A 16,491-nucleotide genomic window follows, 5' to 3' on the forward strand; every position below is an offset into this window, starting at 1 on the left:
TTCAATAATCTCAAGATTGCACAATATGAACGGAACAATGAGAACGATGAATCACATAACTGCTAACGCTTCCTAAGATAATCTCACTCGCCATAGAATGTCCCCTACGTCCTATCACAATTAATTCAGCTTCCCATTCCTTAGCAAGACGACAAATAATAGGCCCCGGATTACCATTTTCTTGACGTAATTCTGCTTGAATATTCATATCTTTAGCTTTTTGTGTCCAAGCTTCTAACTTCTGTAAACTTTCTTGTTGATATTGTTTCCAATCGCTTTTAAATTTCTCAATCAAATCAATACTATAACTGCTGGCATAAGGGGCAAAACTAATAGGACTATCTTCAGCATTTTGGGATAATACGTTGACTAACATTAATTTTCCCTCTATTGCTTTACATAATGTCAAAGCAACTTCAATCACTTGTTCAGCAATGGCAGAATTATCAACCGCAACGAGGATTTTACTGTACATTTTAGTTTCTAATTAACATAATAAAATTTATTATTTATATATTATCAGTTATCAAGTACCAGTATTAATTATGGTTCACTACTCACTGATGTCAAACCGAGAATAAGCTATAACTAAAAAGATCCATAAACCATGAGAAGTAATGACAAACCCAAGCCATACAAGAAGAGGACTCGGTATCTGGTTTGAGCGATTAGTCGCAGCCATTTTATTAGGGGGTCAAGTCTTCTTTCATCTGCTCAAAACCAAGATTCATCGACGAAATACCCTAGAACAGATGAGTGTTGTTGGACCAGAATCTTTGACCATTGCCCTTATTACAGCCGGTTTTGTGGGGATGGTGTTTACCATTCAAGTTGCCAGAGAATTTATCAGTTTTGGGGCTGCTTCAACCGTCGGAGGTGTATTAGCCTTAGCCTTAACTAGAGAATTAGCCCCCGTATTAACCGCCGTTGTGGTAGCCGGAAGAGTGGGGTCAGCTTTTGCTGCGGAAATTGGAACTATGCGCGTCACTGAGCAAATTGACGCTTTATATATGCTCAAAACCGATCCCATTGACTATTTAGTTTTACCTCGTGTGTTAGCTTGTTGTTTGATGTTACCAGTCTTAAATATTCTTTCGTTATTAACAGGAATGACAGGGGGATTATTGATTGCTAATGGATTGTATGATATTTCTCCCTATGTTTTTTTAACCTCTATCCGTAACTTTTTAGAATTATGGGATTTAGTGACTTCTGTGATTAAATCTATTGCTTTTGGAGGGTTAATTGCTGTTATTGGTTGTAGTTGGGGACTCACAACAACGGGAGGTGCAAAAGGAGTCGGTCAGTCTACGACAACGGCGGTAGTAACCTCATTATTAGCAGTTTTTGTGATTAACTTCTTTTTATCTTGGGTGATGTTTCAAGGCACAGGAAGTTCATCCTTTTAATCTAACGCTTGATGGTATCTTAAATAAAAGTAATAAAAATCCTATTTACAAATCATGAGTTCTAATTCTCCTATTCGTGTCGCTGTTGTTGGAACAGGTTTTGGTCAAGCTATCCATATTCCGGGACTGCAACATCACCCTCGCACTGAGTTAGTTGGGGTTTACAATAGAGACTTAGGCAAGGCAAAAGCGATCGCAGATGATAATAATATTCCCCATGCGTTTAATAATTTGGACAAACTTCTGGCTACATCTGATATTGATGCAGTGACTTTATCCACTCCCCCGTTTCTACACTACGACATGGGAAAACAAATATTAGAAGCTGGTAAACACCTTCTGCTAGAAAAACCCATGGCTATGTCTGCACAAGAAACCAAAGCGTTGTATCAGTTAGCAGCAAAAAATAATCTAGTAGCCATTGCAGACTTTGAGTTTAGATATGTTCCAGCGTGGCAACTGTTGGCAGAAAAGTTACAAGACGGTTATATCGGACAACCCAGACTGATTAAAATAGATTGGTTAGTGGCCAGTCGGGCGAACCCAGAACGGGGCTGGAACTGGTACGCTAGAAAGGATAGAGGGGGCGGTGTCTTAGGGGCTGTCGGTTCCCATGCGTTCGATTATATCCATTGGTTATTTGGTCCAGTGAAACGATTATGTGCGCGGTTGGTATGTGCTATTAAAGAACGGCCAGATCCCCTTGAAAATGGCAAATTAAAGCCCGTTGATGCTGATGATACCTGTTTAATCATGTTGGAACTCGCAGACGGTACACCGGTGCAGTTAACCATTAGTTCTGTTACCTATAATGGTCGAGGTCATTGGCTAGAAGTGTACGGCGATCGCGGTACATTAGTCCTAGGTAGTGATAATTTAAAAGATTATGTGCATGGGTTCCATTTACAAGCAGGAACCGCAGGGAAACCCTTAACAGAGGTGGAAATTCCTAAACGGTTAGGGTTTCCTCAAGTATTTACCGATGGACGTTTAGCTCCGTTTATTCGTATTGTTGATCGCTGGGTAGAAAGCATTGATCAAAAACAATCTTTAGCCCCATCTTTGTACGAAGGGGTTTATTCTCAATTATTAATGGACTTAACCCATCAATCTAGTGAAAAAGGGTCTTGGGTTGATGTCCCTGACTTAAACTCGTATATCAAGAGGTAGGGTTATTCAACATCCTACCCCCACTATTTTAACCATTAAAGGGGTGCAACTTGAATTTCGATGGTTGCAGTGACTTCGGGATGAAGTTTAACGGTTGCTTCATAGAAACCAGTTTTATTAATGTCAGGGACAGTAATACCCCGACGATCTACTTCTTGGTTAGTTGCTGCTTGGATAGCGTCAGCTACTTCTGAAGTAGTAACCGTTCCAAAAATAGATTCCCCTTCCCCAACTTCTTTGCGAATGGTAAAGCGTTTGATAGTTTCGAGGGCTGTTTTTTTGTTTTCTGCTTGTTGTTTCTCCGCTAAGAGTCTTTGTCTCTCTTTTTCTCTACGTTGTTCTACCTGTTTGAGAATACCAGGAGTGGCAAGGGTGGCTAATTTTTGAGGAAGTAGATAATTTCTAGCGTATCCGGGAGCAACTTCTACTAAATCGCCGTCTTTTCCTAATTTATTAATGGGTTCATTCAATACCACTTGAACTCGTTTCGCCATAATGTGCTGTTCCTTTTTTGATTTTTGACCGCAACCTTTAATTATACAATATATTTTTCTATCAGTTACCAGTTAACAGTGACCAGTGACCATTTAAAATCCATTGTATAACAGGAGAATTAATAAAAGATGTATATAATCGTCCTGTTTTCCATAAACTATGTAATCGGGTTCCATGATAACCAAATAAAATCAATAAAAAAATAATTTGATAGTTTGGATTTTTTATGATTTTTATATAAATATTTGAGATATTTTTGTTGTTAACAATTTCCTGGATTAAATGAAAGCTTACAGTTAAAAAAATAATAAAAAGAATAGGGCCGAATAAATGAAAATCAATTGCTTTTAAGAGATTTCCTTGAGCGATCGCTTTAAAGGATCGAGTTAATCCCCACCCAGGGCAAGGTATTCCTACATAGTGCAATAATGGACATCCTGGTAAAGGTAGTTTTAATCCTAAATTAGTTAAATAACTTACCAAAATTGGCAATACTAATAATAATAACTTAATGATTTTTTCCTTTTTTTTTAGAGAAGACAAATAATTAATTTTCTGTTTATTTGTTAATAACATTATAAGATAAAATCTTGACTATCGACGGCTAAATAAGTCTTCACCAAAACAAAGAAGATAAAGAATAACTGTCGTTGATTGTTGAAATATAACTAACTGAATAGTTTTTATAAAAAAGTTAACTTCTGATTGAGAATAAACTGCCATCGATCCTCCTGCTAATATAGAAATGAGAATCAAAAAGATAATTTTTCTGTACTTCAATTTTATCATAAAAACCCTACTTTCATTCACACAATACACTATTAACCATAAGCTAAATATCCCAAGATTAAAACACTAAAACAAGGCATCAGAAGCAGTAACCAAGGAGACTTTTCTAGTTTTCTACAAATAGTTACCCAAGCAATAATCAATTTAACAATAGCAACAATATTAATACAAGGAACAAAAAGTAAAATTGTCCATAAAAGGGGATTTTCTTCATCTCCTGCTTGAAAGTTGGCATAAGTTCCTAAAATTGGTATCCAAGCAAACCAAGCGTTTTCTACCCCACATTTTTCATAAATTTTCCAACAAAAAAAAGCACCTGCCAAATAGACAATAATAGAAATTAAATTAGATAACGCAGAAGAAGCACCTGAACCAGATGTAGATTGCGCTAGAATTAAAGGTAACATTTTCTTAACTTCTAATTCTGTAAGATAACTTCCATATAATACATACTGTTTCTATTAAAATCTTCTAAAATTTAGTTTCTTTATAGATTTAGCAGTAATCTTGATAAATCTGACCATCTGGCATTATTGCACCTTGTAAATTAGCATTAGTTAAAATGGTTCCTGTTAAATCTGCATCCTTTAAATTACTGTTAACTAAAATAGCATTACTCAGATCCGCATAACTCAAATCTGCCCCCTGTAAATTGGCTTCTGTTAAATCAGTGGGAAAAGGCGATCGATAAGGTTCTTGTGTTAATTTTGCTCGACATAATCTTGCCCCCGATAAATTAGCCTGATATAATAAAGCTGAACTTAAATTGGCATAACATAAGTCTGCTTGGCTTAAATTTGCCTGTCCTAAATTGGTTCTTCTTTCAGAAGTTGGGCGCAAATCTACTTCATATAAAATAGCCCTTAATAAGATTGCTCCTGTTAAGTTTGCCCCACACAAACTAGCTTTACTTAAATAAGCATCCGTTAAGTTAGCATCAACTAATTTTGCCCCACTGAGATCCGCATCTCTTAATATTGCTTGAGATAAGTCTGCATCCCTTAAATCAGTCCCCCAAAGAATAGACTCGCTTAGATTAACTTTTTTTAAGTTTGCTTGACAAAAAATACTTTTTCCTAATCGAGATTGTCTTAAATCTGCACCCTGAAAATTAACACCAGAAAGAGTAATCTCAATTAAATCTGCTTCTCTGAGGACAATTTGACAGAAATTTCTCTCTCCTAGCCTATATTTACTCAATAATTCTTCTAATTCCATTATTTATTTCCTATTTATCTTCTTTTTATTTTAGTCTTGATTACCTTGTATAGATAGGTTTCTTTGACTTCCTTTAATTTACAACTATTTAGTAATATAGGAACTTAGCATTAATTAAGCTATAATTAAAGATCATAATATGTTCACATAGTTTGTTACCAATATAACAATATGCCAAAAATAACTGCATCTCAATATCCTAGTGAGACAACCTTGTTAGGAAACCAAGACGTATCTAACTTATCCCCTGCTGTTTTAGGGATGATTGCTGATTTTTTTAAAGTCTTATCAGAGATGAGTCGCTTACAGATTATTTGTGCCTTAAAAAATGGGGAAAAAAATGTTTCTCAAATCATTGAAATGACAGGGTTAGGACAAGCAAATGTCTCTAAACATTTAAAAGTATTAACTCAAGCAGGAATTGTCAATAGAACTCAAGAAGGGGTCAACGTTTTTTATGCGATCGCAAATCCTTTAGTTTTTCCTTTATGTGATATTGTTTGTAATTCTATCGCTACACAATTACAACAACAAAATCAACAATTAGAATCATTAAAAAGCTTTCAAGAGTTATTTTAAACTTTTAACAATTATTGATTACCAAATTTCACTTAAATCTAATATATAGCATTTCCCATACCCATGAGGTACACTAAGGGAGAAACTATATTATGCGATCGCTTAAAAAATGAGACCTTACTCAATAGACCTAAGAAATAAGATTATAGAAATTTGGAAAAAAGAGAAAATTTCTATAAGAAAACTAGCTCAACACTTTGGAGTATCGAAAAGTTTTATTCAAAAATTAATTAAAAAATATATAGCATTTCCCTGACTCATGAGGTACATTATAGATTGTAATATCTATTACTGATGTACTAAAAAATGAAGCCTTATTCTATAGACTTTAGAGAAAAAATCATAGAAGTGTGGAAAAAAGAAAACCTCTCTATCAGGAATCTAGCTAAGCGTTTTGGAGTAGCGAAAAGCTTTATTCAAAAATTGCTTAAACAATATCAACAAACTGGAGATATTAGACCTTTACCGCAAGGAGGAAGCCCATCTCCTAAGCTTAATAGTGAGCAATTGGTTATTTTAGTGGAAATCATGGAAAAAAATAATGATGCAACTCTCGAAGAATTATGTGAGTTACTCTATAAAGAAACAGGAGTGCAAGTCAAAAAAACCACAATGGGAAGAATCAGCCAAAGATTGAATTATAGTGTCAAAAAAAACTTTATATGCACCTGAAAAAGACAATGAAAAAGTCCATCAAAAAAGAGTGAAGTTTTGGGAAACCATTCGAGATGTAAAGACAAATAATTTAATTTTTATAGACGAATCAGGAGTGAATTTAGCAATGCTGAGACTATACGCTAGGTCGCTAAAAGGCACGAGAGCTAGGGGAGAAAAACCCCAGAAGCGAGGCAAAAATATTTCTATTATTAGTGCATTATCCTTAGATAAAGTTCTGGCAACAAAGAATATTTACGGGTCAGTAGACGGAATTACATTTGAAGCTTTTATCCTCACAGAATTAGTACCAAAGCTATGGAAAGATGCTTGTGTTGTTATGGATAATGCTAGAATTCATCTGGGAGAAATGGTCAAAGAATCTATTGAAAAAGTCGGGGCTAATGTAATTTACCTACCTCCTTATTCTCCTGAATTTTCTCCGATTGAAAATTTCTGGTCAAAAGTCAAAGCTATTTTGAGAAAAATCAAAGCAAGAAACTATAAAGACCTAATAGAAGGTATTACATCAGCTATGTTACAAGTTACCAAACAAGATATTCGTAACTGGTTTACTCATTGCTGCTACTGTACCTCATGACTATGGGAATTGCTATAAATCCTGGTAAAGTATTTTCTCCTGAGAGAGTTTGAGGATGGTTTAAGATTTCTTTTTCTTGTCCTAATCGATAGATTTCTACTATTTTTGCTGAGGGTTCAATTAACCACCCTAGTTTAACCCCATTTTCTAAATACTCTTGCATTTTCAATTGTAAATCTGAATATCTTTGATTTTTTAGTCTTGGTGCGCGTTCCCTTGCGCCGTGAGACGACGCGGGGTCGCACCGCTCACTGGGACTCACTAATTCTATGACAAAATCAGGTGAAATAGGAGGAAAACCTTGCTTTTCTTTGAGGGTTAAAGTATTCCAGCGTTCTAATTTTATCCAACTCACATCGGGACTTCTTCTAGCACCGTTAGGTAAGATAAATAAAGTAGAAGAATCAAAACATTCTCCCGTTCCGTTTTGATCAGTCCATATTCCTATTTGTTGTATTAAACGACGATTTTTTCTCCCTGCTTCACCCCCCGTCGGACTCATAATAATTAATTCCCCTTCTTGCGTTAACTCCATTCGTACTTGTTGATCAATATTAGCAAGCTGATCAAATTGTTGCGGCGTTATTTTGAATCCTTTGGGAATGGTTATGGTTTCCATTTTTTTGCTCAAAATAAGAATCTATCAAAATTATCTTAACAAAAAGTTTTCTCTTTTTAATCTATCATGTTATGTTATCTTATTAATTATTAATACATTCAAATCAAAATAGATGAAACTAAAAAAAACAATTCGATTAATATTCGGAATTTCTGCTTTAACAATTACCTTACCATCTTTTACCTTATTTACCTATCATACTCTTTTAGATTGGTATCTTTTGGATAATGTTACTCAGACAATTATGAAAAATAAAGATAAAATGAGTGAAAAAGAAATGAATTATTTATTATCTAGAGAATTATCCCATCGTATTAACGTAGCTGCTGCTGGAACATGGACTTTAATGACTGCTATTATTGGTTTACAAGCTGTATCTTTAATCACTAAAAATGACAAAGAAAGTTAAATAAGTTATTAAATTATTGACCTTACACAATCTCCCTTAACTCTAACATAAACCTAGGTAAAATATTTTCTCCTGATAAAGTTTTAGGCTGGTTTAAAATCTCTTTTTCTTGTCCTAATCGATAAATTTCTACTATTTTTGCTAACGGTTCAATTAACCAACCTAATTTAACACCATTGTCTAAATATTCTTGCATCTTTAATTGTAAATCAGAATATCTTTGATTTTTTAGTCTTGGTGCGCGTTCCCTTGCGCCGTGAGACGACGCGGGGTCGCATCGCTCGCTGGGACTCACTAATTCTATGACGAAATCAGGAGAAATAGGAGGAAAACCTTGCTTTTCTTCGAGAGTTAGACTATTCCAACGTTCTAATTTTATCCAACTTACATCGGGACTTCTTCTTGCACCATTGGGTAAGATAAATAAAGTAGAAGAATCAAAGGCTTTTCCTAATTTAGTTTGACGATTCCAAATGCCTAAATCCAAATAGAGATTAAAGTTTTTCCCCCCTGCTTCACCCCCCGTCGGACTCATAATAATTAATTCTCCTTCTTGTGTTAACTCCATTCGGGTGAGTTGTTCAATATTAGCCAGTTGATCAAATTGTTCTGGCGTTATTTTAAATCCATTGGGAATGGTTATGGTTTCCATCTATTTTATCAAAATAGCTATTCTTAATAACTATTTTAACCTAAGTTCAATGCAAGATAATTCATAATTTTACTTCATGCGGTTTAATACTTCTATTGCATTATTTCGCCATCCATCTTCTCGTTGATAAAGGTCTAAAAACTGAGTTAAATAGGTTTTAGATGATTCATAATCTCCTAATACATATTCTGACATTCCTGCATGATAAACCGCCATAAAATTGTTAGGCTGATATTTAACAACCAACTCCATAATAGGCCCGGCTGACTTATCGTCTCCTGCATCTGCTACGGGATGGCCAATACCAAAAACAATCCCTGCTGCTGTATATTGTTCTTGTAAAGGTAGGTTTTGAATTAACTTATCTGCTTCTTTAATTTTTCCAGCCAACGCATAACATCCCGCAGCATAACCAATTCCTTGCATTGTGTTAGGATAAGGTATTTTTTGCATCATTGTCATTACTTCTACCGTGTTACAATGAGGTTTAATTTTTTTATACCAAACTTGTTCTTTTGAAAGATTGTCAGAAGGAATAGAATAGTTGAGTGAAGGATTATTTTGTGCATTAATAACTGATACGAGATTTTGTATTTTAACAATAATTCCTATCAAAAGTGTTAAACTTACAAAGGCGATTCCTAATTTAGCCAGAGGAGCAAATAATAAAGGTTTATTGTCAAGTATAATTAATTCATTGATATCAAGCGATCGCAATTCTTTCAAAGCCGTTTCTGCATTAAGATAACGATATTTTGGTAGAGGATTAACTAAGGTTTTTAACCAAATTATAAATCTAGGGTTTAACTCACTAATTAAATGCTCAAAATTAAAACAATAATTTTCATCAATTAAATTACTAATATTACAAGAAGAGGTTTGAGTTAATAAACAGATTAAAGTTGCACCTAAACTGTATAAATCTGATGCTTCTGTTAAGGGACGATTAAATAATTCTTCGGGAGGCATAAAACCAGGCGTTCCAGCAGCAATGGTACTATTAGCTAGTTCTCCATCGTTGATTTTTGCTAACCCAAAATCAATTAAATAAGCGTTCAAGTTATCATCTATTAAGATATTTTCTGGTTTAATGTCACGATGAATAATAGGCGGATTATGGTTTTGTAAATAGATTAGAATTTCTAAAATAGAAATAGCAATTTTTTTGACTTGTTCAGGATAAAACTTAGATTTAACAGCTAGAGAGGGGGCCTTTTTATATTCTTGAACCATACAAAAACCATCCTCAGTTTCAAAAGCAGTAAAATAGTGAGGAATACGAGGATGATTTAAACTTTTTAAAATATCAATTTCTCTTTCATAAGCTTTATAACTACTCCAACTTGCATTAGTATCCACAAAGCGAAATTGTTTGATTACAACTTTTTGCTGTGTTTCTAAACATTCCCCTAAATAACTAATTCTTCCCCCTTCTCGGTTACGACCTAATTCATCAGTAATACTGTAGTTATGGTTAGAAAAATTGGGTAAGTTTTGCATATTATTACCTACATAAATAAACAATAAAGCATAATATCTAGTGTATAACAGAAATAAATTATTATGATTAATTTCTAAAAAAAGATAAATATAAATCAGGGAACACTTATTATATTTTTTAATGGCAGACATGGATTGCAAATTTCGTTACAATAACGTCAGAGTTGTTTACTGGAAGAATAACAATGCAAAAGTTTGATTGGAAAAAATTACAAAATGGTTCAGATATACGAGGCGTTGCCTTAGAGGGGGTAGCTGATGAACCTGTTAATTTGACTCCTGAAGTTGCTAAAATTTTAGGTCAAGCTTTTACCAGTTGGTTAGGAAAAAAATTAGGAAAACCCCCCTCAGAATTAACCATTTCTTTAGGCAGAGATAGTCGTTTATCGGGGCCTACTTTATTATCGTCTGTAACAGAAGGCATTAGTCTCTCAGGAAGTAAGGTTTATGATTTTGATATTGCCTCCACTCCTGCTATGTTTATGAGTACCATTACTTCTGAATTAAGTTGTGATGGGGCAATTATGTTAACTGCTAGTCATCTTCCTTTTAATCGTAATGGGTTAAAGTTTTTTACCAAAGAGGGAGGACTCAATAAAGGAGATATTACAGATATTTTAAATTTAGCTGAAAATAACAATTTTCCTGTAGCAAAAGAAAAAGGAAGCGTAGAAAAATATGATTTTATTAGTATCTATGCTCAAGGTTTAGTTAAAAAAGTTAGAGAAAGTGTGAATCATCCCGATCATTTTGAACAACCCTTACAAGGATTAAAAATAATTGTCGATGCCGGTAATGGTGCCGGAGGTTTTTATGCTGAAAAAGTCCTTAAACCCTTGGGTGCAGATACAAAGGGCAGTCAATTTTTAGATCCTAATGGCACATTTCCTAATCATATTCCTAACCCAGAAAATGAAGTGGCAATGCAGTCGATTTGTCAAGCAGTTGTTGATAATAAAGCAGACTTTGGTATTATTTTTGATACAGATGTCGACCGAGGGGCTGCTGTTGATAGTTCGGGGAAAGAATTGAATCGAAATCGCTTAATTGCCTTAATTTCTGCTATTGTTTTAAAAGAACATCCAGGGTCAACCATCGTCACAGATTCTATTACCTCAGATGGTTTAACCACGTTTATCGAAAAAGAATTAAATGGGGTTCATCATCGCTTTAAAAGAGGCTATAAAAATGTTATTAACGAATCAATTAGATTAAATAATGAAGGACAAGAATCCTGGTTAGCCATTGAAACTTCTGGTCATGGGGCAATGAAAGAAAACTATTTTCTTGATGATGGGGCTTATTTGGTAACCAAACTATTAATTGAATTAGCTAAATGTAAACAACAAGGGAAAGTGCTAACAAATTTAATTTCTAATTTGAAAGAACCTGAAGAAAGTCAAGAATTTAGGTTAAAAATTAAAACAGAAAACTTTAAAGACTACGGAAATCAGGTTATAGAAAAATTACAAGAATTTGCAACAACTCAAGAGAATTGGCAACTGGTTCCTAATAATTATGAAGGGGTAAGAATTTCTTGTCAATCTAACGACGAAAAGGGCTGGTTATTATTACGTTTGTCTCTTCACGATCCCGTTATTCCCATTAATATAGAATCCAATATTTCAGGAGGAGTTAAAAATATGGCTACCAAGCTATTGGAATTTTTAAAGGGTTTTGAGGCGTTAGATTTAACTACATTTGATGTATAATAATTGCTGCAAATTATTAAAATCGGTGGTTTTGGATGGAAAACGTCAATCTAGAAGCTCTTTTTATTAAATTGCAAGAGTGGGCAGTCACTTTTGGAATACAATTACTGTCAGCGATTGTTATTCTCATCATTGGTATCCAAGTTGCAAAATTTGCTCGGAAAATAGCAGAAAAAGCCCTCAAAAAGACTCAAGTGGATGTTACCATTGTGAATTTTCTGGGTAATGTTGTTTATGTCATAGTTATCGCCTTAGTGACTATTGTGGTTTTAGGCCAAATTGGCGTTAAAACTGCCTCCTTAATTGCTATTTTAGGTTCAGCCGGGATTGCTGTTGGTTTAGCGTTACAAGGCTCATTATCTAATATCGCCTCTGGTATTATGTTAGTGATCTTTCGCCCTTTTCGTGTAGGAGACTACATCGAAGGAGGAGGAACTGCCGGTATTGTCAAAGAAATCCAGATTTTCAACACTATTTTGACCAGCCCAGATAACCGTAGAATTTTTGTTCCTAATAGTAAATTTTTTGAGAGTAGTATTACCAATTATTCAGCAGAAGACAGTCGCCGTATTGACTTAGTTTTTGGCATTGGTTATGACGATGATATTAAACAAGCTAAACAATTATTGTTAGATATTTTAGCAGAAGATTCTCGAATTTTAAGCGATCCTGCCCCAACGGTTGGACTCTTAGAATTAGCTGATAGTAGTGTTAACTTTGCTGTTCGTCCTTGGGTCAAGCAAGCGGATTTTTGGGACGTTTATTTTAGTTTACAAGAAACCGTTAAACAGCGATTTGATGAAGCAGGAATTAACATTCCTTTCCCTCAACGAGATATTCATATTCATCAATCTTAAACGGAAACTCTATTCCTAAAAGCAATGGATGTTAAAATTGACCAAGCGGTAACAGGGAAAAGAAATTAGTATGGATGTTAAAGCGGCCGTCGCCTTTGAAGCTGGAAAAAATCTTAGTATCGAAACAGTACAATTAGAAGGCCCCAAAGAAGGGGAAGTCTTAGTCGAAATTAAAGCCACAGGGGTTTGCCACACAGATGCTTATACCCTGTCTGGAAAAGATCCAGAAGGCTTATTTCCTGCGATTTTAGGACACGAAGGGGCTGGTATTGTCGTAGAAGTCGGCCCGGGGGTTAAAAGTCTCAAACAAGGGGATCATGTCATTCCTCTCTATATTCCCGAATGCCGTCAATGTGAATATTGTTTAAGCTTAAAAACGAATCTTTGTCAAGCAGTACGGGCAACCCAAGGACGAGGTTTAATGCCCGATGGAAGCAGTCGTTTTTCTTTCGATGGCCGCGAAATCTTTCATTACATGGGAACCTCTACCTTTGCTAACTATACCGTTGTTCCCGAAATTGCTCTAGCTAAAATACGCAAAGATGCCCCCTTTGATAAGGTTTGTTATATTGGCTGTGGCGTTACCACTGGTATCGGCGCAGTGATTAATACCGCAAAAGTGGAACCTGGATCAAAAGTGGTTGTTTTTGGCTTGGGTGGTATTGGTTTAAACGTCATTCAAGGAGCGAAAATGGTCGGGGCCGATATGATTATCGGTGTGGATATTAACCCCAGTAAACGGGAACTGGCCGAAAAGTTTGGCATGACCCATTTTGTCAATCCTAAAGAGGTTGATGGTGATATTGTGGCTTGTTTGGTGGATTTAACTAATGGTGGTGCCGACTATAGTTTTGAATGTATTGGTAATGTTCAGGTGATGCGACAGGCATTAGAATGTTGTCATAAAGGATGGGGTGTGGCCACGATTATCGGAGTTGCTGGTTCAGGTGAAGAGATTAGCACTCGCCCGTTTCAGTTAGTTACCGGACGGGTTTGGAAAGGGACGGCATTTGGTGGGGCCAGAGGTCGTACCGATGTTCCGAAAATTGTTGATTGGTATATGGAAGGAAAAATCAATATTGACGATTTAATTACCCATGTGATGCCAGTTGAACAGATTAATGATGCTTTTGAATTGATGCACCAAGGAAAATCGATTCGTAGCGTGATTACGTTTTGATCAATTAACTAAAGATAAGATCAGAAGAAACGATGGAAGAGAAATTAAGCTATGGCTAAAGTAACAGATGTCGATATTCAGGTATTGAAAGATTTAATTAATCAGCGATTTGATGAAGTTAAAACAGATAATACTAGATTGTCTGGACAGATAGAACAAATGTCTGAAAAAATAATGAATCTAGAAATAGGGCAAGCTAAGATAGAAACTCGGATGGACGAATGGAAAACAGGGATTGATAAAATTCCTGATTTAGCCGAAAAGGTTGGAGAGTTAAAAAATTGGAGACAGATTGCCCTTGTTATTGTTACAGCAAGTTTCGGCGGATTTATTGGTTGGCTTCTTCGTTCTGGTAATCGCCCTTTTTGAAACAGAAAAAAGCCCGCACAAAGCGGACTTTAAAAGTATTAAAGTCAATCATTTAGACTGTCATAATATCCTTTTCTTTCGCTGTTAATAAGTCATCAATTTTCTCAGTAAACTGATCCGTTACTTTTTGAATATCATCTTGTAGACCGCGAGATTCATCCTCAGAAATGTCACTATTTTTTTCTTGTTTGCGAACATCATCGATCGCATCCCGACGAATATTTCGGATGGCAACTTTACCTTCTTCAGCCATTTTACTAGCTAATTTCACTAAATCTTTGCGTCGTTCCTCAGTTAAAGGAGGAATATTGAGACGAATGACATTACCATCATTGTTAGGAGTTAATCCTACATCAGACATTTGAATCGCCTTTTCAATTTGTCCCATACTCCCCTTATCATAGGGCTGAATCATGATAGTGGTGGCATCTGGGGTGCTGATATTAGCCAACTGATATAAAGGAGTTTCCGTGCCATAATACTCCACTGTTACCCGATCCAGGATAGAAGCATTTGCCCTTCCTGTGCGAATGGTATTAAACGATCGCTGAGTAGCCTCAACGGATTTTTGCATATTGTCTTTCAGGTCATCTAACATCACAGAAACCTCCTACAATGGTTCCAACAGATTCACCTTTAATTGCTCGAACAATATTCCCTGGGACCGAGAGATCGAAGACAATTATCGGGATATCATTTTCTTTACAAAGGGCGATCGCCGTCCCATCCATCACCCGTAAATCATGAGCCAACACATGGCTATAAGTTAAGCTTTCATAGCGACGGGCGTTAGGGTTTAACTGAGGATCACAGTCATAGACTCCATCCACCTTAGTCGCTTTAAAAACCACCTCTGCATCAATTTCTGCTGCCCTGAGGGCTGCAGTTGTATCGGTGGTAAAAAAAGGATTTCCTGAACCCGCCCCAAAAACAATGACCCGCCCTTTTTCAAGATGACGGATCGCACGACGACGGATATAGGGTTCAGCCACTTCTTGCATGGCGATCGCTGTTAATACCCTGGTGGGAACTCCCATTTGTTCTAGGGCATCTTGCAACGTCATTGCATTCATGACAGTGGCGATCATACCTACATAGTCGGCGGTTGCTCGATCCATGCCGGCTGAGGCTGCTTTTACCCCTCGGAAAATGTTCCCCCCACCCACAACGATCGCTAATTGAATGCCATGATCAATGACATCTTTAATTTCTTGAGCAATGTCGGCCACGACTTTGGGGTCAATGCCATAGCCCAGGTTTCCCATTAAGGCTTCACCACTAAGTTTAAGTAATACGCGCTGGTAAGTCATCCCTCTGTCGCAACTGTATAATTGAGCCTATTATATCTGGGTAATAAGCATCAGCGATCTTGTCCTTTTTGTCAAACTCCCTGAACTTGAGTTATGATTTCGTACTCTGCCTTTTTTGCCTCTTCTACCTCCCTAAACTGTAACTTTTTAGATTGTGCAGACACGCCTTAGTATCAGTTCTTCTTATTTAATAGGATGCTCATCAATATAGCTTTTTAAAGCTTGGTTGAGTCGGGTTTGCCAGCCATCAGGTTTTATTGACTTAAAGTAGTCAATAATCTCAGGATCTAAGCGTAGCGTGACTTGCTGCTTTGTTGGGGCTTTTTGCTTGCCACGCTCTCCCCTAGTCCGCTTCATGGCTTCAAAAAACTCTTTGGGCAAGACTCTTTGTGCTGGTTGTGCTTTCTCAAAATCTTCCTTCGTCCAGATGGGGTTTTCATCATTTTCCTGCAATTGATTATGATCTTTGTTCATAAAGCCTCCTTTCTTTGTCACGGGCGCGACGAAAACTAATAATCCATACCACATCGCCTCGTATTGTAAATGTTACGCTGTAAGCTTTGCCGTCTTCTCCTATAGCAAAAGCGTTATAGCGCACTTCTCCATAATCTTTTCTATCATCAATGCGAATTAGTGCTTGTTCCCAATTCAAAAATATCACATTATCAAATGGCAACCCACGCTCTACGATGTTTTTCTGATTTTTCTGAGGATCATAACCAATCTGCATGGACTAAATTCTAATTACAAAAAAATATCTTGTCAAACTGTTATGGAGACAGAAAATCAACAACTAACAAAAACCTAACGCATAATGAAGTCAGAAGTTTAATTTTTGAACGAAGATCGTCCTAAAAGTCACGACGTGGATTAAATTCAACAGATTCTTCCAATCTGAGATCAAGTTCTCTTTTTTCTATGCGTACTTTCTTTCTAATATTTCTTCTCACTCGCTATTCTACAGTTTT

Annotated in this window: 22 protein-coding genes and 1 pseudogene; 10 read left to right on the forward strand and 13 right to left on the reverse strand. The window is 36.1% G+C overall.

The window, feature by feature from the left end:
• Positions 1–10 precede the first annotated feature (10 nt).
• Positions 11–475 carry a universal stress protein gene (locus CY0110_RS10615; protein WP_008275418.1) on the reverse strand — a complete coding sequence of 155 codons (465 nt, stop codon included), beginning with the start codon at positions 473–475 and terminating at the stop codon, positions 11–13.
• A gap of 142 nt (positions 476–617) precedes the next feature.
• On the opposite strand from CY0110_RS10615, the gene CY0110_RS10620 reads away from it, so the two are divergent.
• Both CY0110_RS10620 and CY0110_RS10625 read left to right on the forward strand, forming a co-directional pair.
• Positions 618–1,409 carry an MlaE family lipid ABC transporter permease subunit gene (locus CY0110_RS10620; protein WP_008275419.1) on the forward strand — a complete coding sequence of 264 codons (792 nt, stop codon included), beginning with the start codon at positions 618–620 and terminating at the stop codon, positions 1,407–1,409.
• Positions 1,410–1,463: 54 nt separating this feature from the next.
• Positions 1,464–2,579 (forward strand): Gfo/Idh/MocA family protein, encoded by a 1,116-nt coding sequence (locus CY0110_RS10625; RefSeq protein ID WP_008275420.1) that lies wholly within the window; start codon positions 1,464–1,466, stop codon positions 2,577–2,579.
• A 35-nt stretch (positions 2,580–2,614) separates the two neighbouring features.
• Here the strand turns inward: CY0110_RS10625 and rplI are convergent, their stop codons facing one another.
• From rplI to hetL, 5 genes are all read right to left on the reverse strand, one after another.
• Positions 2,615–3,073, reverse strand: a complete 459-nt coding sequence (rplI, locus tag CY0110_RS10630) for a 50S ribosomal protein L9 (protein WP_008275421.1) — start codon at positions 3,071–3,073, stop codon at positions 2,615–2,617.
• 61 nt (positions 3,074–3,134) lie between these two features.
• Positions 3,135–3,650 (reverse strand): DUF2752 domain-containing protein, encoded by a 516-nt coding sequence (locus CY0110_RS10635; protein ID WP_008275422.1) that lies wholly within the window; start codon positions 3,648–3,650, stop codon positions 3,135–3,137.
• 18 nt (positions 3,651–3,668) lie between these two features.
• Positions 3,669–3,797 (reverse strand): hypothetical protein, encoded by a 129-nt coding sequence (locus CY0110_RS31365; protein WP_008275423.1) that lies wholly within the window; start codon positions 3,795–3,797, stop codon positions 3,669–3,671.
• 98 nt (positions 3,798–3,895) lie between these two features.
• A complete protein-coding gene (locus tag CY0110_RS10645) occupies positions 3,896–4,270 on the reverse strand; it encodes a DUF5684 domain-containing protein (RefSeq protein ID WP_008275424.1) in 375 nt (124 codons plus the stop codon).
• Positions 4,271–4,358: 88 nt separating this feature from the next.
• Positions 4,359–5,081 carry a heterocyst differentiation pentapeptide repeat protein HetL gene (gene hetL / locus CY0110_RS10650; protein ID WP_008275425.1) on the reverse strand — a complete coding sequence of 241 codons (723 nt, stop codon included), beginning with the start codon at positions 5,079–5,081 and terminating at the stop codon, positions 4,359–4,361.
• A gap of 171 nt (positions 5,082–5,252) precedes the next feature.
• Between hetL and CY0110_RS10655 the strand changes: the two genes are divergently transcribed.
• The 3 genes and pseudogenes from CY0110_RS10655 to CY0110_RS29230 all read left to right on the forward strand — a co-directional run bounded on the left by CY0110_RS10655 (position 5,253) and on the right by CY0110_RS29230 (position 6,915).
• Positions 5,253–5,660, forward strand: coding sequence for an ArsR/SmtB family transcription factor (locus CY0110_RS10655; RefSeq protein ID WP_008275426.1), 408 nt, complete (start codon positions 5,253–5,255; stop codon positions 5,658–5,660).
• Positions 5,661–5,769: 109 nt separating this feature from the next.
• Positions 5,770–5,901 (forward strand): annotated as a pseudogene (locus CY0110_RS10660) (helix-turn-helix domain-containing protein); the annotation flags it as partial.
• A 65-nt stretch (positions 5,902–5,966) separates the two neighbouring features.
• Positions 5,967–6,915, forward strand: a protein-coding gene (locus CY0110_RS29230) for an IS630 family transposase (RefSeq protein ID WP_085961785.1) whose coding sequence is annotated in 2 segments (ribosomal slippage) — positions 5,967–6,307 and positions 6,306–6,915 — 951 coding nt in all. Because the reading frame shifts where the segments join, the coding sequence is not laid out codon by codon here.
• On the opposite strand, the gene CY0110_RS10675 is transcribed toward CY0110_RS29230, so the two are convergent.
• Positions 6,887–7,534 carry a Uma2 family endonuclease gene (locus CY0110_RS10675; protein WP_008275427.1) on the reverse strand — a complete coding sequence of 216 codons (648 nt, stop codon included), beginning with the start codon at positions 7,532–7,534 and terminating at the stop codon, positions 6,887–6,889. The genes CY0110_RS29230 and CY0110_RS10675 overlap by 29 nt on opposite strands.
• A gap of 112 nt (positions 7,535–7,646) precedes the next feature.
• On the opposite strand from CY0110_RS10675, the gene CY0110_RS10680 reads away from it, so the two are divergent.
• Positions 7,647–7,943 carry a hypothetical protein gene (locus tag CY0110_RS10680; protein ID WP_008275428.1) on the forward strand — a complete coding sequence of 99 codons (297 nt, stop codon included), beginning with the start codon at positions 7,647–7,649 and terminating at the stop codon, positions 7,941–7,943.
• 22 nt (positions 7,944–7,965) lie between these two features.
• Here the strand turns inward: CY0110_RS10680 and CY0110_RS10685 are convergent, their stop codons facing one another.
• Both CY0110_RS10685 and CY0110_RS10690 read right to left on the reverse strand, forming a co-directional pair.
• Positions 7,966–8,595 carry a Uma2 family endonuclease gene (locus CY0110_RS10685; RefSeq protein ID WP_008275429.1) on the reverse strand — a complete coding sequence of 210 codons (630 nt, stop codon included), beginning with the start codon at positions 8,593–8,595 and terminating at the stop codon, positions 7,966–7,968.
• Between the two features lie 69 nt (positions 8,596–8,664).
• On the reverse strand, positions 8,665–10,095 hold the full coding sequence (locus tag CY0110_RS10690) for a serine/threonine protein kinase (RefSeq protein ID WP_035799124.1): 1,431 nt from the start codon (positions 10,093–10,095) through the stop codon (positions 8,665–8,667).
• 185 nt (positions 10,096–10,280) lie between these two features.
• Between CY0110_RS10690 and CY0110_RS10695 the strand changes: the two genes are divergently transcribed.
• From CY0110_RS10695 to CY0110_RS10710, 4 genes are all read left to right on the forward strand, one after another.
• Positions 10,281–11,807, forward strand: coding sequence for a phosphomannomutase/phosphoglucomutase (locus CY0110_RS10695; RefSeq protein ID WP_008275431.1), 1,527 nt, complete (start codon positions 10,281–10,283; stop codon positions 11,805–11,807).
• Between the two features lie 35 nt (positions 11,808–11,842).
• A complete protein-coding gene (locus CY0110_RS10700) occupies positions 11,843–12,664 on the forward strand; it encodes a mechanosensitive ion channel family protein (protein ID WP_008275432.1) in 822 nt (273 codons plus the stop codon).
• 70 nt (positions 12,665–12,734) lie between these two features.
• A complete protein-coding gene (locus CY0110_RS10705; RefSeq protein ID WP_008275433.1) occupies positions 12,735–13,844 on the forward strand; it encodes an S-(hydroxymethyl)glutathione dehydrogenase/class III alcohol dehydrogenase in 1,110 nt (369 codons plus the stop codon).
• A 51-nt stretch (positions 13,845–13,895) separates the two neighbouring features.
• Complete coding sequence (locus CY0110_RS10710) at positions 13,896–14,213, forward strand: hypothetical protein (RefSeq protein WP_008275434.1); 318 nt, start codon at positions 13,896–13,898, stop codon at positions 14,211–14,213.
• A gap of 52 nt (positions 14,214–14,265) precedes the next feature.
• Here the strand turns inward: CY0110_RS10710 and frr are convergent, their stop codons facing one another.
• The 4 genes from frr to CY0110_RS10730 all read right to left on the reverse strand — a co-directional run bounded on the left by frr (position 14,266) and on the right by CY0110_RS10730 (position 16,253).
• Positions 14,266–14,811, reverse strand: coding sequence for a ribosome recycling factor (gene frr, locus CY0110_RS10715; protein WP_008275435.1), 546 nt, complete (start codon positions 14,809–14,811; stop codon positions 14,266–14,268).
• Positions 14,801–15,523, reverse strand: coding sequence for a UMP kinase (gene pyrH / locus CY0110_RS10720; RefSeq protein WP_008275436.1), 723 nt, complete (start codon positions 15,521–15,523; stop codon positions 14,801–14,803). Before pyrH ends, frr begins: the two co-directional genes overlap by 11 nt.
• 183 nt (positions 15,524–15,706) lie before the next feature.
• Positions 15,707–15,997 carry a BrnA antitoxin family protein gene (locus tag CY0110_RS10725; protein ID WP_008275437.1) on the reverse strand — a complete coding sequence of 97 codons (291 nt, stop codon included), beginning with the start codon at positions 15,995–15,997 and terminating at the stop codon, positions 15,707–15,709.
• Complete coding sequence (locus CY0110_RS10730; protein WP_008275438.1) at positions 15,981–16,253, reverse strand: BrnT family toxin; 273 nt, start codon at positions 16,251–16,253, stop codon at positions 15,981–15,983. The genes CY0110_RS10725 and CY0110_RS10730 overlap by 17 nt, the downstream gene beginning before the upstream one ends.
• Between the last annotated feature and the right edge of the window lie 238 nt (positions 16,254–16,491).

Origin of the sequence: Crocosphaera chwakensis CCY0110 (assembly GCF_000169335.1) — a bacterium.
In the GTDB taxonomy this organism is placed as follows: domain Bacteria; phylum Cyanobacteriota; class Cyanobacteriia; order Cyanobacteriales; family Microcystaceae; genus Crocosphaera; species Crocosphaera chwakensis.

Coding starts and splice junctions, on each gene's coding strand:
- CY0110_RS10615 (WP_008275418.1), bottom strand. CDS start 475: ATGTACAGTAAAATCCTCGTTGCGGTTGATAATTCTGCCATTGCTGAA.
- CY0110_RS10620 (WP_008275419.1), top strand. CDS start 618: ATGACAAACCCAAGCCATACAAGAAGAGGACTCGGTATCTGGTTTGAG.
- CY0110_RS10625 (WP_008275420.1), top strand. CDS start 1,464: ATGAGTTCTAATTCTCCTATTCGTGTCGCTGTTGTTGGAACAGGTTTT.
- rplI (WP_008275421.1), bottom strand. CDS start 3,073: ATGGCGAAACGAGTTCAAGTGGTATTGAATGAACCCATTAATAAATTA.
- CY0110_RS10635 (WP_008275422.1), bottom strand. CDS start 3,650: ATGTTATTAACAAATAAACAGAAAATTAATTATTTGTCTTCTCTAAAA.
- CY0110_RS31365 (WP_008275423.1), bottom strand. CDS start 3,797: ATGGCAGTTTATTCTCAATCAGAAGTTAACTTTTTTATAAAAACTATT.
- CY0110_RS10645 (WP_008275424.1), bottom strand. CDS start 4,270: ATGTTACCTTTAATTCTAGCGCAATCTACATCTGGTTCAGGTGCTTCT.
- hetL (WP_008275425.1), bottom strand. CDS start 5,081: ATGGAATTAGAAGAATTATTGAGTAAATATAGGCTAGGAGAGAGAAAT.
- CY0110_RS10655 (WP_008275426.1), top strand. CDS start 5,253: ATGCCAAAAATAACTGCATCTCAATATCCTAGTGAGACAACCTTGTTA.
- CY0110_RS10675 (WP_008275427.1), bottom strand. CDS start 7,534: ATGGAAACCATAACCATTCCCAAAGGATTCAAAATAACGCCGCAACAA.
- CY0110_RS10680 (WP_008275428.1), top strand. CDS start 7,647: ATGAAACTAAAAAAAACAATTCGATTAATATTCGGAATTTCTGCTTTA.
- CY0110_RS10685 (WP_008275429.1), bottom strand. CDS start 8,595: ATGGAAACCATAACCATTCCCAATGGATTTAAAATAACGCCAGAACAA.
- CY0110_RS10690 (WP_035799124.1), bottom strand. CDS start 10,095: ATGCAAAACTTACCCAATTTTTCTAACCATAACTACAGTATTACTGAT.
- CY0110_RS10695 (WP_008275431.1), top strand. CDS start 10,281: ATGCAAAAGTTTGATTGGAAAAAATTACAAAATGGTTCAGATATACGA.
- CY0110_RS10700 (WP_008275432.1), top strand. CDS start 11,843: ATGGAAAACGTCAATCTAGAAGCTCTTTTTATTAAATTGCAAGAGTGG.
- CY0110_RS10705 (WP_008275433.1), top strand. CDS start 12,735: ATGGATGTTAAAGCGGCCGTCGCCTTTGAAGCTGGAAAAAATCTTAGT.
- CY0110_RS10710 (WP_008275434.1), top strand. CDS start 13,896: ATGGCTAAAGTAACAGATGTCGATATTCAGGTATTGAAAGATTTAATT.
- frr (WP_008275435.1), bottom strand. CDS start 14,811: ATGTTAGATGACCTGAAAGACAATATGCAAAAATCCGTTGAGGCTACT.
- pyrH (WP_008275436.1), bottom strand. CDS start 15,523: ATGACTTACCAGCGCGTATTACTTAAACTTAGTGGTGAAGCCTTAATG.
- CY0110_RS10725 (WP_008275437.1), bottom strand. CDS start 15,997: ATGAACAAAGATCATAATCAATTGCAGGAAAATGATGAAAACCCCATC.
- CY0110_RS10730 (WP_008275438.1), bottom strand. CDS start 16,253: ATGCAGATTGGTTATGATCCTCAGAAAAATCAGAAAAACATCGTAGAG.